Origin of the sequence: Mycolicibacterium llatzerense, from assembly GCF_000878195.1 — a bacterium.
Classification (GTDB): Bacteria; Actinomycetota; Actinomycetes; order Mycobacteriales; family Mycobacteriaceae; genus Mycobacterium; species Mycobacterium llatzerense.
The window spans coordinates 17,345-31,123 of record NZ_JXST01000022.1; the positions used below are offsets into that span (position 1 = coordinate 17,345).

12 protein-coding genes are annotated in these 13,779 nt (G+C 61.5%); 3 read left to right on the plus strand and 9 right to left on the minus strand.

Features of this window, described 5'->3' with window-relative positions:
* The 3 genes from TL10_RS16260 to TL10_RS16270 all read left to right on the plus strand — a co-directional run bounded on the left by TL10_RS16260 (nucleotide 1) and on the right by TL10_RS16270 (nucleotide 3,061).
* Nucleotides 1-369 (plus strand): 2Fe-2S iron-sulfur cluster-binding protein, encoded by a 369-nt coding sequence (locus tag TL10_RS16260; protein ID WP_043402820.1) that lies wholly within the window; start codon nucleotides 1-3, stop codon nucleotides 367-369.
* A 36-nt stretch (nucleotides 370-405) separates the two neighbouring features.
* Entirely contained in the window at nucleotides 406-1,377 is a 972-nt protein-coding gene (locus TL10_RS16265) for a VOC family protein (RefSeq protein ID WP_043986404.1), read from the plus strand.
* Nucleotides 1,378-1,468: 91 nt separating this feature from the next.
* Entirely contained in the window at nucleotides 1,469-3,061 is a 1,593-nt protein-coding gene (locus TL10_RS16270; RefSeq protein ID WP_043986405.1) for an FAD-binding protein, read from the plus strand.
* A gap of 27 nt (nucleotides 3,062-3,088) precedes the next feature.
* On the opposite strand, the gene TL10_RS16275 is transcribed toward TL10_RS16270, so the two are convergent.
* The 9 genes from TL10_RS16275 to TL10_RS16315 all read right to left on the minus strand — a co-directional run bounded on the left by TL10_RS16275 (nucleotide 3,089) and on the right by TL10_RS16315 (nucleotide 13,612).
* Entirely contained in the window at nucleotides 3,089-4,129 is a 1,041-nt protein-coding gene (locus tag TL10_RS16275) for an LLM class flavin-dependent oxidoreductase (RefSeq protein WP_131630751.1), read from the minus strand.
* 152 nt (nucleotides 4,130-4,281) lie between these two features.
* Nucleotides 4,282-5,706: an MCE family protein gene (locus TL10_RS16280; protein WP_043986406.1), complete on the minus strand. Its 1,425-nt coding sequence runs from the start codon at nucleotides 5,704-5,706 to the stop codon at nucleotides 4,282-4,284.
* A gap of 1 nt (nucleotide 5,707) precedes the next feature.
* Nucleotides 5,708-6,847 carry a virulence factor Mce family protein gene (locus TL10_RS16285; RefSeq protein WP_043986407.1) on the minus strand — a complete coding sequence of 380 codons (1,140 nt, stop codon included), beginning with the start codon at nucleotides 6,845-6,847 and terminating at the stop codon, nucleotides 5,708-5,710.
* On the minus strand, nucleotides 6,844-8,226 hold the full coding sequence (locus tag TL10_RS16290; protein ID WP_043986409.1) for an MCE family protein: 1,383 nt from the start codon (nucleotides 8,224-8,226) through the stop codon (nucleotides 6,844-6,846). The genes TL10_RS16285 and TL10_RS16290 overlap by 4 nt, the downstream gene beginning before the upstream one ends.
* Nucleotides 8,223-9,530 (minus strand): MCE family protein, encoded by a 1,308-nt coding sequence (locus TL10_RS16295; RefSeq protein WP_043986465.1) that lies wholly within the window; start codon nucleotides 9,528-9,530, stop codon nucleotides 8,223-8,225. Before TL10_RS16295 ends, TL10_RS16290 begins: the two co-directional genes overlap by 4 nt.
* Nucleotides 9,527-10,555 (minus strand): MCE family protein, encoded by a 1,029-nt coding sequence (locus TL10_RS16300; protein WP_043986410.1) that lies wholly within the window; start codon nucleotides 10,553-10,555, stop codon nucleotides 9,527-9,529. Before TL10_RS16300 ends, TL10_RS16295 begins: the two co-directional genes overlap by 4 nt.
* A 28-nt stretch (nucleotides 10,556-10,583) precedes the next feature.
* Nucleotides 10,584-11,993, minus strand: coding sequence for an MCE family protein (locus TL10_RS16305; protein ID WP_043986411.1), 1,410 nt, complete (start codon nucleotides 11,991-11,993; stop codon nucleotides 10,584-10,586).
* A 3-nt stretch (nucleotides 11,994-11,996) separates the two neighbouring features.
* The gene (locus TL10_RS16310; RefSeq protein ID WP_043402799.1) at nucleotides 11,997-12,851 is read right to left on the minus strand and encodes an ABC transporter permease; all 855 of its coding nucleotides are present in this window, start codon (nucleotides 12,849-12,851) and stop codon (nucleotides 11,997-11,999) included.
* Nucleotides 12,848-13,612: an MlaE family ABC transporter permease gene (locus TL10_RS16315; protein ID WP_043986412.1), complete on the minus strand. Its 765-nt coding sequence runs from the start codon at nucleotides 13,610-13,612 to the stop codon at nucleotides 12,848-12,850. The genes TL10_RS16310 and TL10_RS16315 overlap by 4 nt, the downstream gene beginning before the upstream one ends.
* Nucleotides 13,613-13,779: the final 167 nt, after the last annotated feature.

The window sequence follows — 13,779 nt, forward strand, 5'->3', positions numbered from 1 at the left end:
ATGAACAGCACCTACACCGTCCGAGTCGAACCCAGCGGAATAGAGTTCGAGGTGGGCCCGAAAGAGACCGTCTTCTCGGCCGCGGCACGTGCCGGACTGCACTGGCCCACAATCTGTTACGGCCAGGTACGGTGCACCGCTTGCGCGTTGCGGATAATCGACGGTCGACAAAACACCGTAGAGCCAACCGCTGCGGAGAGCGCCCTGCTGCGGCGGATGGCGGAATCCGGCGGCCGACGAAGGCCTGAACGTGAGCTCCGACTCGCCTGCCAGCTGAAACTCAACGGGGATATCACCGCACGCAAGTCGGGTGTGCGGTTAGCCATCGACAGCACTCCGGTCGCGGCCGAGGAAAAGCATGGCGTCTGATACTGAGCAGCACCGATTTTACGACGGTACAGAGTCGTGAACAACAACGGACTTGAGACGGGGCGCCACGCGCCCCCGGTACCGCGCGGTTTCAGCGTCTGCCAGATCGCTGTCAGCACCTCCGACCTCGCGGGCAGCCTGCGTTTGTTCGACAACCTCTTTGGTTTCCGTAACGCCGGTGGCAGCGCCCTATGGGGGCAAGCCATGCGGGTCACGGGACTCAGTCGAGACGCGCGCGCCGTGGTTTGGTGGCTTGTCGGCGAGCAGCCGTTCCTTCAGCTTGAACTGTTCGAATACACCCACCCCGTTCCTGCCCCAATCGGAGCACCCGGGGAGGCTGGACTCTACGGATGGGTGCGAATCGGAATAGCCGTTGCCGATTTCAGCCGCGTCAAAGACGGGCTGCTCGACTTTAACATCGAGCCACTGATTCCCCCTATGGGCCCCGTCGGCGCGCGGTCGCTGTCATTTCGCGAGCCATTCGCGGGTTTTGTCATCGAGGTGAACGAGGCTCCGAATAGCGAAGGGCCACAGGTACGCTACGCGACGCAAGCTGTCCACAACATCGATATGGCGGCGCGTCTCCACAACTCTGTCCTGGGCGCCACCATGGAACCGTTGGCTCCGATCGCCGGCGGCCGGCCGGCACGCTGGCCTGCCGGGAGTGGCGAACCGAATGGCTTTCTGGCCCGCTACGACGAATTCGTCATCGAAGTACTGCAGTACCCGGATGGTCCAACGACCCCACCACAACAACGCCGGATCTATGACCACGGCATCATCAACCTTGCCCTCGGCACCCGCGACTTCTCGACCGCCGCAGATCTCATCGAGCGTCTCCAGGCCGACGGCCACCGCTCCACCGAAGTAGTCCAGAACGAGCAGATCGTCGGTACCTACTTCGTGGACCCGGGCTGCGAGTTCGAAGTATTCTCGCTACCCGAGGAGTACGACAACATGCTCGGATTCTGTGCGACAACGCCGTTTGTTGCCAATATGGGCTTTTGACATTGGCGCCCTGGACGTCAGGCGATACAGACTTCCCCTCCGGCAAGCCTTCAGGCCACCTCGGATAGCCGGGCAAGCTAGAAAGTTCGAGATGAGTCTCAGCGACACTTACGACGTCGTCGTCGTCGGATTCGGTACTGCGGGTGCATGTTCGGCGATTGCTGCCGCGGAGAATGGCGCGCGGGTGCTTGTCGTCGATCGAGCGCTCGGCGGCGGCGCTTCGGCGCTGTCGGGAGGAATCGTCTACGCAGGCGGCGGCACTGCCTATCAGCGCGCCGCGGGCTATCACGATGACCCCGAAAACATGTTCAATTACCTCCGTCTTGAGGTCAATGGTGTGGTGGACGACGAAACACTTCGGGAGTTCTGCGAGGGCAGCGTCGAGCGCTTACAGTGGCTCGAGCGACACGGCGCCCGCTTCGGTTCGTCGCTGTGTGACTACAAAACGTCCTACCCAACCGACGGTCATTACTTGTACTTCTCGGGCAACGAGAAGGCCTATCCCTATAACTGCCACGCTGTTCCGGCGCCGCGGGGCCACCGCCAAATAGCAAAAGGGATGAGCTCAGGCAGGGTGCTGTGGCAAGCCTTGCGAAACGCCGCGCTGCGTCTTGGCGTCACGTTCCTGCCGATGACCCGAATAGAGGACCTGCTGATCGTCGATGACCAAGTCCGCGGAGTTCGAGGCCGCACCCTGAGCGACGACGCATCACTGGCCGCCACTCAGTTTCGATACAGCACCGCCGCAGGCGCAAAGCTCACCAACTGGGTGCCCCCGGCTGGGCGGCGTTTCACCGCCAGTGCGGACAGAGTATTTCAATCCAATGCCCAGCCCATCACGATCTCCGCCAACGCAGTGGTCCTGGCAGCCGGTGGATTCGTCTTCAACAATGACATGCTTCGGCGCCATGCTCCCGAGTACTCCCTGGTATCGCCACTCGGAACTGCGGGAGACGACGGAACGGGAATCTTGTTGGGTGCCAAAGCCGGTGGCTCCACCGCACATCTGAACCGGGTTACCGCGTGGAGATTCATCTCGCCTCCATCGGCGATGATAGAAGGCATCACCGTCGGCATCAGCGGTGAACGCATTGCCAACGAAGACCTGTACGGCGCCACACACGCAGACATCATGATCCGCAAGTTCGGCGGCAAAGGCTTCCTCGTTCTCGACGGTCCAACCTGGAAACGCGCGCGACGACAGCTGCGCACGCAGACCCAGCTGTTCCAGAAGGCCACCATGTTCCCGGCGTTTACGGTGGCTCATCGCACTGCATCCACCATATCGGAGCTTGCAGACAAACTCGGAGTGTCGCGATCCGGTTTGATCGCGACGGTGTCGGCCTACAATAATGCAATTGCTTGTGGCACCAGCGATCCCGCGCACAAAGCACCTGAGTTGTGTGCACCACTGCTTCATCCACCGTTCTACGGCGTGGACATCTCACTGAAGTCGGCGTCCACCGATTTCATGCCTGGCCTGACCCTTGGCGGCCTCGTCGTCGAACCGGCTTCGGGGCGTGTGCAAGGTGAAACCGGCGTTCCGGTCCCTGGTCTCTACGCTGTCGGCCGCACGGCCATTGGCGTGTGTTCGAATTCGTACGTCAGTGGACTCTCATTGGCAGACTGCGTCTTTTCCGGCACCCGCGCAGGCCAACATGCCGCGCGGGCCGCGCTTCGTTGATCTAGTCGGGACTGCCGACCCCCACGGTCAGCCGCACGCGGTGGTTGTCGATGCCGACTCTCGGGCTTGCCGCGCTTGTTCCCTGAACGCCGGCAGTACCCGTTCGAAGAACAATTCGACACTGGGCCAAGCGATGTCTGGGTCGATACCAGCCAACAGTGGTGTCAGCATTATCGGCTGTCCAGCTTCCTCGAGCTGATTCATGAGCGCGACACATTCCTCCACTGTGACCACTTTGTACAGCCCACTCGCCCGAGCCGCCTCCAGGTCATCTACCGGCGCAAAGGGGGTACGTAGATCGCCCACCACCCCCTCAGTGGACCATTTGCCGTAGCTATTGAGATCATGAAATACGTGAGGGCCCAGCTGGTTCCACGCTCTTTCTGGATCGTCTGCTATGTGGACAAACAGTGCCGTAGGAACGTTCAGAATCGCACCGGGCTCGCGGCCCGCAGCCCGACATTCTGCCCGGTATAACTCCCGGATCTGGGCATCCGGCACTAGCGGAAAGAAACCGTCCGCAAAGTGAGCTGCACGCCGCGCTGATGCCGACACCCCTCCAGCAACATAGAAGGGCGGGCGGGGAGACTGCACCGCCCGCGGGGTGATCGTGAAACTGTGCTCGCCGACGCGAACTTCCTCTCCTGCCAACGCGGCTGCGATCAGCGGGATGCCCTCATCTAGAAGCGCAGCGCGTTGTCTCAAGGTGCGGCCGAACATGGCGAACTCGCGCGCCACGTATCCTGCACCGACTACAAGATCGACGCGGCCATTGCTGATTTGGTCGAGCACTAGTGTCTGCTCGGCGACCGACACCGGATGGTGCAGCGGCAAGATCACTACAGCCAGCCGAATCCGGGCCTGCCGCGAACGGGCCGCAACCGCACCAGCAAGCACCGTGGGTGCGGGACAGTAACCGTCGTCAGAGCCATGGTGCTCGGTTAGCAAGATGACGTCGACTCCGCGCCGATCGGCATAATCGGCCATCTCCAGCGCCGCGTGATATAGGTGTGGCATCGACGCTCCGAACGATGGTCCGCGCATATCGAACCTGATGATCGATTCCACGGTGGTGGCTCCTTCCAAGTCAGCAGTCAGGCGTTGAGGTGCAAGGAGTCAATCCGCAGTACCGCACCCAGGTACTGCAGAAGTCCAGTAGTCAGTCAGCGAATCCGCATCTACGGCTCACCCCGCCTGCGCATCATCCCCGTCACCTGCCACTACCTCGGCGGGATCAACATGGACTGCCATGTTTTGTCCATCGCGCCACTCGGTGCGAGATCTGCGTTGGCGTACGCCTTTCCGTCTGGACCTATGTACGACCCAGTAGCCGGATCGTATGGTGCGATCGCCAGTCCCGGTTTCGGTGGAGGCGGAGCCAGCTGCGGTATATCTTGGCCAGACAGCGTGGCGTTGGGATCACCCTTCCAGTTGGTGCCGTCGTTGAGCGGCACGTACTGCTCGTCGCTTTCGCACATCTTCACCGTTGGTGCGCGCTTGCCCGGCCGCGTCTCGCACGGAATATTGCGTGCACCACGGACATTCGTGGCGGCATCCGTCGGAATTCGGCAATACAGGTCGCCTTCCGGCCGGTCAGGGGCATCGATATTGGCCGCGGTACGCCTCTGGGTTGCGGGAAGGAATCCAGTGGTACACGGCGCCGGTAGATTGATATTGAGGTTGAAGTCGAGATAGCTGCCCAGGTACGCCTGTTTGCTGTCGTGGTTGGCCACCACATCGCCCTGCACCATCGATACACCTTGTGGTATGAGTACCAGCAACTGCTCCAAGTCATTGCTATAAGTGACGGCCACCTGCCCGATGCTGATCAGGTTGGCGAGTATGACCGGCAGGGTCGGTTTTATCCGTTCAACCAGCTGACGTGCCTGGTCGGCAGCCGCACCACCGGTATCGATCACTTTGGCCACCGCGTTGTCGCTGTCGCGAAGTTGAGCGGTGATATCAGCCAGATGTGCTGCCCACGTTTGGATGTCGCGACCCGCTTGAACCTGTGAGTTCAGCAGCGGACCGGACTGGTCGATGATGGTGGTGATCGAATCCAGGTTCGTGCGAGCATCGATGGTCAGCTCCGTGGAGCCTCTCACGATCCGAGACAGATCAGGACCCAGCCCGCCGACCGCCGTGAATGATTCATCAATCACGGTTTTGAGATTGTCACGTGGAATCGCCCGTAGTCCCCGGTCGGCCGCATCGAGTAAGGCATCGACCGACGGCGGGACCGAGGTGCTGTCCAAGGGTATGACGTCACCGTCGCGTAGTGGTCGTGACGTGGCGTCGCGCGGAGTGAGCGCCACGTACTGCTCTCCCACTGCCGATTGACTATGCACAGCCGCAACGAGATTCGATGGGATGTCGATACCGGAATTCAACGACAGCTCGGCGGTCACATGACCGTCGGGGATCAGCCGAACGGCCGTAACCTTGCCTACCTGGGTGCCCCGGTAGGTGACGTTGCCGCTGGCGTACAAGCCGCCGGACTGCGACAACTCGACGGTGACGGTGTAACGCCCAAGGCCCATCATGGCCGGCACCTTGATGTAGCCGAATATCATCACGGTCCCGGCGACAATCGAGATGACCGCGAAGATCGCGAGCTGGATCAAAATACGCCTACTGAAGTGCATGTCACCGCCCCTGATCAAGGTGGTACGGAACAACCAACGGATTTGCCGCGGTGTACGGACTGGGCATCTGCCCGATCGTGCGGCCCCACTGCATCTCTAGCTCCGTCAGCGATCCTTCGAACCGGGTTCCGGTCAGAAAGGCCGCGTCCAAGCGACTCAGCGTCAAATCAATTATGGCAGTGAGGTTTCCGTAATCACCGCGGAACCAGTTCTCCAATGTGTCCGCCGGAAATGGGAACGTGGCCAGCATTCCCAGCGAGCGTGTGAGAGCCGGTCCGGAATCTGCAAGAGACTTCACAACCGGGGCGATCTGGTTGAGCTCCTTGATCAGGCTGTCTTTCGTTTGACGCAAGGAATCCGCGGCAAGCGCACCGAACTGCCCGAGCTTGTCCACCGCCTCGGCGATTTGGTGCCGCTCGTCTTTGAGTACCGCCAGGGCGTCCGGGATCGTCTTCAGCGCCCGGTCTAGGACCGGCTTGTCGTCGGCAAATTTTCCCACCAGCCGGTTGAGACTGTCAGTGGCATCGATGATGTCTGCGGTCTGGTTGTTGATGTTGGTGAAGAATTCATCGAGCTGATGCAGCAGGCTGCGCAGGTCCTGCTCACGGCCGCGGAAAGCGGTGCTGAACGTTTCTACAATGTCTTGGACGCGCCCAACGCCGCCGCCGTTGAGAAACAACGAAACAGCCGCCAGTGTCTGCTCTGTCGACGGGTAGGCGCCGGCGCTGGCTAGTGGGATCAGTGAGCCCGCATGCAGCTGGCCTTGTGGAGCGACGCCAGTAGGCGCGGCCAACTCCACGTGCAACGAACCGAACAGGCTGGTCTGACCAATCGTCGCCGTGACGTTGGCAGGTAGATCGACCTTCCCGTCGATACGCATTGTCAAAAGCGCATGCCAGCCTTGCCGCTCAATCTTGGTGACGGTGCCGACGTTCACATCACCGACCCGAACACGCGAGTTCTCCTGAATGTTGCTGACATCGGGCATCTGAGCCTGCACCACAAAGGAGTCGCTGCCGCCGCCCTTGGTGCCAGGCAGCGGTAGCGAGTTCAGCCCCCGCCAGCCGCAGCCCGCAAGCAGGGCGGCCGTCGCCGCGGCCGCCACCATCAGCGCCGAGCAGCGCCGGAACACCGCGGTCATGGCCGGGCTCCGGGCGCGACCATCAGCCCGGTCAGGCCAGTGCTCGGATCGGTCGCCGCCGGTGCAGACGGGTTGGAGCGCGTCGGTTCAACACTGGCCTCGCCACCAACTTCCGACGCCAGTGCCTTCTGGTCCGGGCCCGACTGAATCGGTGGGTTTCCAGCACCTGGTTGCGATGTTGCCGGCGCCGGCGGGGCGGGCGGTACATAATCGGGCCGGAGCCAATCCTCGCTGTAGGTGACCTCATTGGGCCGGGCCTGCGCCCCCACACCCATGTTGAAGCCCAGCGGCAGCAGGTAGTTGTACTGCCGGTTCTTGACGATCGGCGCCAGATACTGAACGCACAGTTTGGCCGATTGCTCGGCGCCCAGACGTGACGCCGCCTGAATGGCCCCGCAGATGAAGTTGAGCGGATTACTGAAATTGGTTCCGGCCAGCACGCCAGTCACCGCACTCTGCGCGGGCTCATAGATGTTCACGTAGTTGCTCAGTGTGGTCGGTAGAAGATGCAGTGATTGCTTGATGTCGTCGATGCTGCCGCCAAGCGCCGCAACCACTTCCGCCGTCTTGTCCGACGTCGTGCCGATCGCCTCCCGGTTATCGGCTACGAAGCTATTCACATCTCCGATCGCCGTGCTGAGATCGCTGACCGCCCGGCCGACCGCCCCGGGATCGCTTGCCAGCAAGGCGGTGACCGCGGCAAAATTCCTGTTCAGTTGGCGCATCAGATCGGTGCTGTCGTGCAGCGCCGACACCAGCACCGCGAGGTTGCGGAGCGTGCCGTAAATGTCGGCCGAATGGTCCCCGAGGATCGACAGCGACTGCGAAAGCTTGGTGACCATGTCGCGGATACTGGCGCCCTGCCCGCGCACATTGTCGGCGACGGTGCTGACAAACGCACCAAGGGTAGACACGCCGCCGGGTTTGGTGGGTTCCAAAGTCTGCGTCAGCCGCTGCAGCTGGCTGCGCAGCTCATCCCACTCCACGGGCACCGACGTACGTTCCAGGGGAATCACGGCGTTGTTCAACAGCTTCGGTCCCGCGGTATAGACAGGGGTCAGTTGAATCGCCCGAGCAGTCACCAATGACGGGGACAGCACCACCGCCTTCACATTCGCCGGCACGGCGTACCTCTGATCGATCGAGAATGTGATCTTCGCTCGTTCTGGTTGAGGTTCAATCGCATCGATCTCCCCCACCGGCACGCCAAGGATGCGGATCTGATCTCCTGGATAGAGCCCGATACTGCTGTTGAAATATGCGGTCACCCTGGTTTTGCCTACGGTGCCCGGTGCCCGAAGCACCACGAACAGCCCTACCGCCACCGCGGACACCAGCACCAACGCCAACCCGGCCCGCGCTGCACCCCGGCGCATCATGAACGTGCCCCAGCCGACGGCAACTCACCCGGTGCCGGAACAAAGACCGGCGACGGTGCCGTGGTTGATTCAAAGCCTGGTTCCGGAGGCGTCGGGATCGGCGCGGCCGGTGGAGGCCCACCGTTGGGCGGTGCAGGCAACGGTTCGCGATATGGGTACCGCGGATCGCCAGGCTTACCGGTGATCGCTTCCGGCAGTGTGAGATTGGGGGTTCCGCCCTGGCCCGTCCGCGGGAACGGAATCGGCAGGGCAGGCGTCGCGGCCTGTCCGGTCTGAGGATCTGTCAACTCCGAGGGCAGCTTCACGTGCGGGTCCAGCCCAAGATCGGAGAACGCAGCATCAATGAAGGGCTGTAAGAACTGTCCTGGCAACAGGTTCGCGACGTAAGCGTTGAAGAAGGGACCGGACGACACCGATTCACCGAGCGACATCGCAAAGCTGTTGAGCCGTGAGATCGACTCCTGAATCCGTTGCTTGCGGTTGGCGAGAATGGCAAGAACGCCATTTAGCTTGTCGAGCGCCGGCCGCATCTGCCGCCGGTTGTCCGTGACGAATCCCGACAACTGACGGGCCAAACGCGACACGTGGCCCGAAATCGACTCCAGCGCCATGCTTTCGCTCCGAAGTTGAGCAAGTAGCGCATTGGAATCGGAGATCAGGTTCACGATCTGATCGCTGCGGTCAGCCAAAACCTTCGTGGCCTTGTCGGCGTCTGCAAGCAAGATACGCAACCGCTCATCACGGGTGTTCAGTGACTGCGAGAACCGCGACAGATTGTGCACCGCCAGCTGCAACTGCGGCGGCGTAGCGGCGAATGCGTCCGACAACGTCACCAACGAGTGCGACAGCTGCTCGGTGTCAATCCCCTGGACTGTGGTGGACAAGTCACCCAGCACGTCCCCGAGCTGGTAGGGCGACGTCGTGCGGTCAACCGGAATAGGCCCCGACAGAACATTGTCTCCGCGCGGTGCTACTTCTAGAATTTTTGCTCCCAGAAGGCTTTTCGTTTTGATTGCTGCCTCAGTGCGGTCGCCGAGGCGAACGTCGTTTCTGATCTTGAATCTCACCGACACGCGGGGGCCGTCCAAAGCGATCTCCGATACCGCGCCGACCCGGTAACCAGCGACCTGGACTGCCGCGCCAGTCGACAGGCCGCCTGCCTCAGCGAAATACGCTGTGTACTCAGAGTCGGAGTGCACCAGCGGGAGGTTGTTGTACTGCAGTACCGCCGCGACGGCGCCCGCGGTCAGTGTCAGGCCTGCCAGACCAACTTTGATGGGGCTGCGTTCTGCGAAGAATTTCATTTCGGCGCGCACCGCCCGGTGTCCTGACCAGCCACCTTCACATACACCGGCTGACCGCCCTTACCGTTGAGTTTGAGCACCACATCGCACAGGTAGAAACTGAAGTAATCGCCATAGAGCCCCTGCCGGCCGAGCAATTTGTACTTATCCGGCAGCGCGTTCAGGAGATTATCGAAATAGTCGTGGTCGGTAAGTACCAAGCTGGCTGCCCGATCCGTCTGGGCAACAAGCTCTTTCGCTGGCGGGCGAGCCGGTTCGAGCACATCGGCCGTTGTTGCCGCCACGGCGTCGGCATGCGCCAATCCGGTAGTGATATCCGACTTGCGTTCCGCCAGACCCTTGATCAGTTCCGACAGTGAACTGACTGATTTGTCGAACTGGTCGCGTTGATCGCCCAGTGTCCCCAACACAACTTTGAGGTTGCCGATCACCTGGCCGATCAACTCATCACGATCAGCCAAGGTACCGCTGACCGCTGCGGTCTGATCCAAAAAGGAACCAATGGTGGCCCCCTGCCCCTGGAACGCAGAGACCAGTTGTCCGGTCAGTGCATTGACCTGGTCGGGGTCAAGTGCCCGGAACAGCGGGCGGAACCCTCCCGTCAGTGCGTCGAGGTCCAATGCCGGAGCTGTCTGTGCCAGCGGAATCGTCTGACCTGCTCGGAGGACTTTGGTATCCCCCCTGCCCTCCTCCAAAGCCAGATACCGGCCGCCGATCAGGTTGTCGTAACGGATCACCGCCCTGGTCCCCTGGGTGAGCACCACCGAGGAATTGATCGCGAACTCGACGTTCACAGTCGCCTCGGGCCGCAGCGCAATCGCCTTGACCTTGCCGACCTCCACACCCCCGATGCGGACGAAATTGCCTTCGGAGAGCCCACTGATGTTGCTGAATCTCGCGCTATAGGAAACGTAGTCGTCGAAACGTAGCTGGGCGAAGATCGTCAATAGCGCGACGATGCCGAATATGCAGACCACGACGAAGGCGGAGAACCGCCACAAGGCGCCGGTGAGAGAGACTCTCACTGTGGTACCTCCTTTGCTGGATGGCCGATCACGATGCGGGTCGGGGGGATGTAGCGGTCGGATCGGGATCAGCTGGTGGCCCGCTGTCTTGAGCGGAGCCCGCCTCCGGCTGCGGGGCCGCAGGGATTCCAGGCCATAGCGGGACCCCGCCAGGCCCATACAGCGGCGCCCCATACGGTGGAGCGCCCGGGTACGCGATCGGCCCTGGCGCGGGGCCGGGCAGGCATTTCCTGATGGTCGCGGGCTCAGGAACAGCGCGGGTCACCGGCAAATAGTCGGCGTAGCAAGGGTGTGCGAGACCAGGGTTGGGCCTGATATCGACGCCGGTACCCCACCCGGTGTTGGTAACCAGCTGACGCACTGGGAACGCCTTGGTGGCATCAGGGAGGGACCCACAGCCCGGCTTGCCACCAGGTCCGCCTTTTGCCGCCACGATCGGTAGATTGTCTGGGAACACATAAGGGTCCTTGCCCATCAAGAGCGCGGCGTCGGCCACGTATGTGCGCCCATTGCCGCCGATCGCCGCGAGGGCTCCATTGTCAAGCCACCATTTGGCGCCGACCAGCATGCACGTATACGTCGGGTTGTATTTGAGTAGCAGCGCCGTCGTCGGTTCCAGGGTGTTGACGGCGTCGACGAAATTCTTCTGATTCTCGGTCAACAAACCGGCGCCGGACTGAGCCAACCCAATCGTGTTGAGCAACAATGCATCCAGCGGTGACGCATGCCCAACGACGGTACCGCTGGTGACGCTGGCCGCGTCCAGCGTAGCCAGAATGTTCCGCGCCGCAGCGCCATACGTATCGGTGACACCCTTAAACGACCGCCAGTTCTGCCGTATCGTCTCACTACGCGGATTGAGGGCCAGCAGAACCTGATTCGCATCGGTGATCGACTGTCCGATGCGCTCACCTTGCCCTTGAAATCCCATGGACAACGCGGTCAGCACCGCGTTCAGTTTCGCGGGATCAATCTGGTCCAGTAGCCCGACCAGATTCTGGAATACCGTGTTTACCTCGGTGGTGACATTGCGCGACAACAGCACCGAGCCGGCTGATAAGCGCTGCGTACTAGGGTGATCCGGGTAGACGAGGTCGACATACTTCGCGCCGAAAATCGTTGTCGCCCGGATCTGCGCACCCACGTTGCCGGGGATATTGCGAATCTGGTCGGGCGCGATCTCCAATTTCACAGTGACCGGATCGCCGGAACCGGTGATGGCTGCGACATGGCCCACTTGGACGCCGTTCATCATGACCTTGCCGCCGGACTCCATGATCAACCCCGCCCGACTGGAGCTGAGCGTCACCGGCACATATCGAGTGAACGAGTCGCTGTAGAGACCTACCGTCAAGGCGACGAGGCCGACCAATACGACGACAAGAACGAGTGTCCACCATGCGGGGTGGAGACGATTCTCCCCGGGCCTCGGTTCCATGACCTACGACGCCAGGTGGAAGTTGCCGGACTGACCGTAGACGGCCAATGACACCAAGAGACTCACCGTCACCGCTGACACCAATGAGGCCCGTACTGCACGGCCGACGGCTTCACCTACCCCGGCGGGCCCGCCAGATGCGGTGTAGCCGTAGTACGTATGCACCAGCATGATGACAATCGCCATGGCAATCGCCTGCACGAACGACCAGAGTAGGTCTGTGGGGATGAGAAACGTGTTGAAGTAATGGTCGTAGACGCCGGTGGACTGCCCGTAGATCATGGTGGTACCCAAGCGCGCCGCCAGAAACGACATGAGTACCGCGATGCAGTAGAGCGGAATGACCACGATCACCCCGGTCAGTACGCGAGTGGAAGCCAGATACGCCACCGAGCGGATCCCCATCACCTCGAGTGCGTCGATCTCTTCGGAGATCCGCATCGCGCCAATCTGGGCGGTGGCGCCGGCCCCGATCGTGGCAGCCAACGCGATGCCGGCAGTTACCGGCGCAATGATCCGTACATTCACGTAGGCGGAGATGAATCCGGTCAGCGCTTCCACACCGATCCCGGCCAACTGGTTGTACCCCTGAACGGCGATCAGCGCGCCCGCTGACAGGGTCAGGAACCCGACGACGACGATCGTTCCTCCGATTAGGGCCAATGCGCCAGTGCCCAAACTCATTTGGGCGATCAGGCGAATGATCTCGGCCTGGTAGTTGACCAGCGCGTCGCCAATCGAGCGGATAGTCTGACCGCAGAACTGGGTTTGGCGGCCGATCCTGTTCCATCCGTTGGCCCAGTGTTCTGCATGCCGGCGCCAGAACGGTCCGGCGTGACTTGGTGCGCTCGCGGTCATTGGGGTCCTCCGAACTGGACGGCGGTGACGATCAGATTGATGACGTAGAGGGCGACGAACGAATAGACGACAGTCTCGTTGACCGCGTTGCCGACGCCGGCTGGGCCGCCACCCACCGAAATTCCTTTGTAGCAACCGATCAGACTCGCGGCTAGGCCGAACAGGCCTGCCTTGACGAAGGAAATGACAACGTCCTTTACTCCGGTGAGCAGCGTCAGACCTGCCACGAACGCGCCGGGAGTCACGTGCTGGACGTACACCGAGAAGAAGAATGAGCCGACCAGCGTGGATAACGACACAATCGCGGACAGCAATAGGGCGACTACGCACGCGGCGAGCACCCGCGGCACTACCAGTGAACGAATCGGGTTGATGCCGAGGACTTTCAGGGCATCAAGCTCTTCTCGAATAGTGCGTGCGCCAAGATCGGCGCAGATAGCGGTTGCTCCAGCACCGGCCACGACCAAGACTGTGACGATCGGCCCCAGCTGCGCCAACGAGATTCCCGCACCAGTGCCGGCGAAATCGGCTGCGCCGAAATCGAACAGCAGTACGTTGAGCGTGAACGCCGCAAGAACGGTGAAGGGAATGGCCAGCAGTAGCGATGGGACGATGGACACCCGCGTGATGAACCAGCACTGCAGGAAGAACTCCCGCCACGCAAACGGACGCCGGGGTATCAGCATCAGAGTGTCCAACGCCATCGCGTAGAACTCCCCGACGCCCCGCAGGGGTTTGGCGTAATCGGGTGATCGCGACATCAGTAAAGACCTGAATCTGCTCTAGTACAAGCCTTTACGAACGCGGGCTCGTGTCGATGAGTCGTCGGTCGCCGACTGACACCCGATGCCGGATCGCAACACCCAGATCGTAGGGTCATGATCGAATCTCCTTGCTCAAAAATGAATTACGACATGGGCCGCACCGG

Excerpts from the sequence above, each read along its gene's own strand:
- TL10_RS16310 (WP_043402799.1), bottom strand. The coding sequence starts at position 12,851 with ATGACCGCGAGCGCACCAAGTCACGCCGGACCGTTCTGGCGCCGGCAT.
- TL10_RS16285 (WP_043986407.1), bottom strand. The coding sequence starts at position 6,847 with ATGACCGCGGTGTTCCGGCGCTGCTCGGCGCTGATGGTGGCGGCCGCG.
- TL10_RS16315 (WP_043986412.1), bottom strand. The coding sequence starts at position 13,612 with ATGTCGCGATCACCCGATTACGCCAAACCCCTGCGGGGCGTCGGGGAG.
- TL10_RS16295 (WP_043986465.1), bottom strand. The coding sequence starts at position 9,530 with ATGAAATTCTTCGCAGAACGCAGCCCCATCAAAGTTGGTCTGGCAGGC.
- TL10_RS16305 (WP_043986411.1), bottom strand. The coding sequence starts at position 11,993 with ATGGAACCGAGGCCCGGGGAGAATCGTCTCCACCCCGCATGGTGGACA.
- TL10_RS16260 (WP_043402820.1), top strand. The coding sequence starts at position 1 with ATGAACAGCACCTACACCGTCCGAGTCGAACCCAGCGGAATAGAGTTC.
- TL10_RS16280 (WP_043986406.1), bottom strand. The coding sequence starts at position 5,706 with ATGCACTTCAGTAGGCGTATTTTGATCCAGCTCGCGATCTTCGCGGTC.
- TL10_RS16290 (WP_043986409.1), bottom strand. The coding sequence starts at position 8,226 with ATGATGCGCCGGGGTGCAGCGCGGGCCGGGTTGGCGTTGGTGCTGGTG.
- TL10_RS16270 (WP_043986405.1), top strand. The coding sequence starts at position 1,469 with ATGAGTCTCAGCGACACTTACGACGTCGTCGTCGTCGGATTCGGTACT.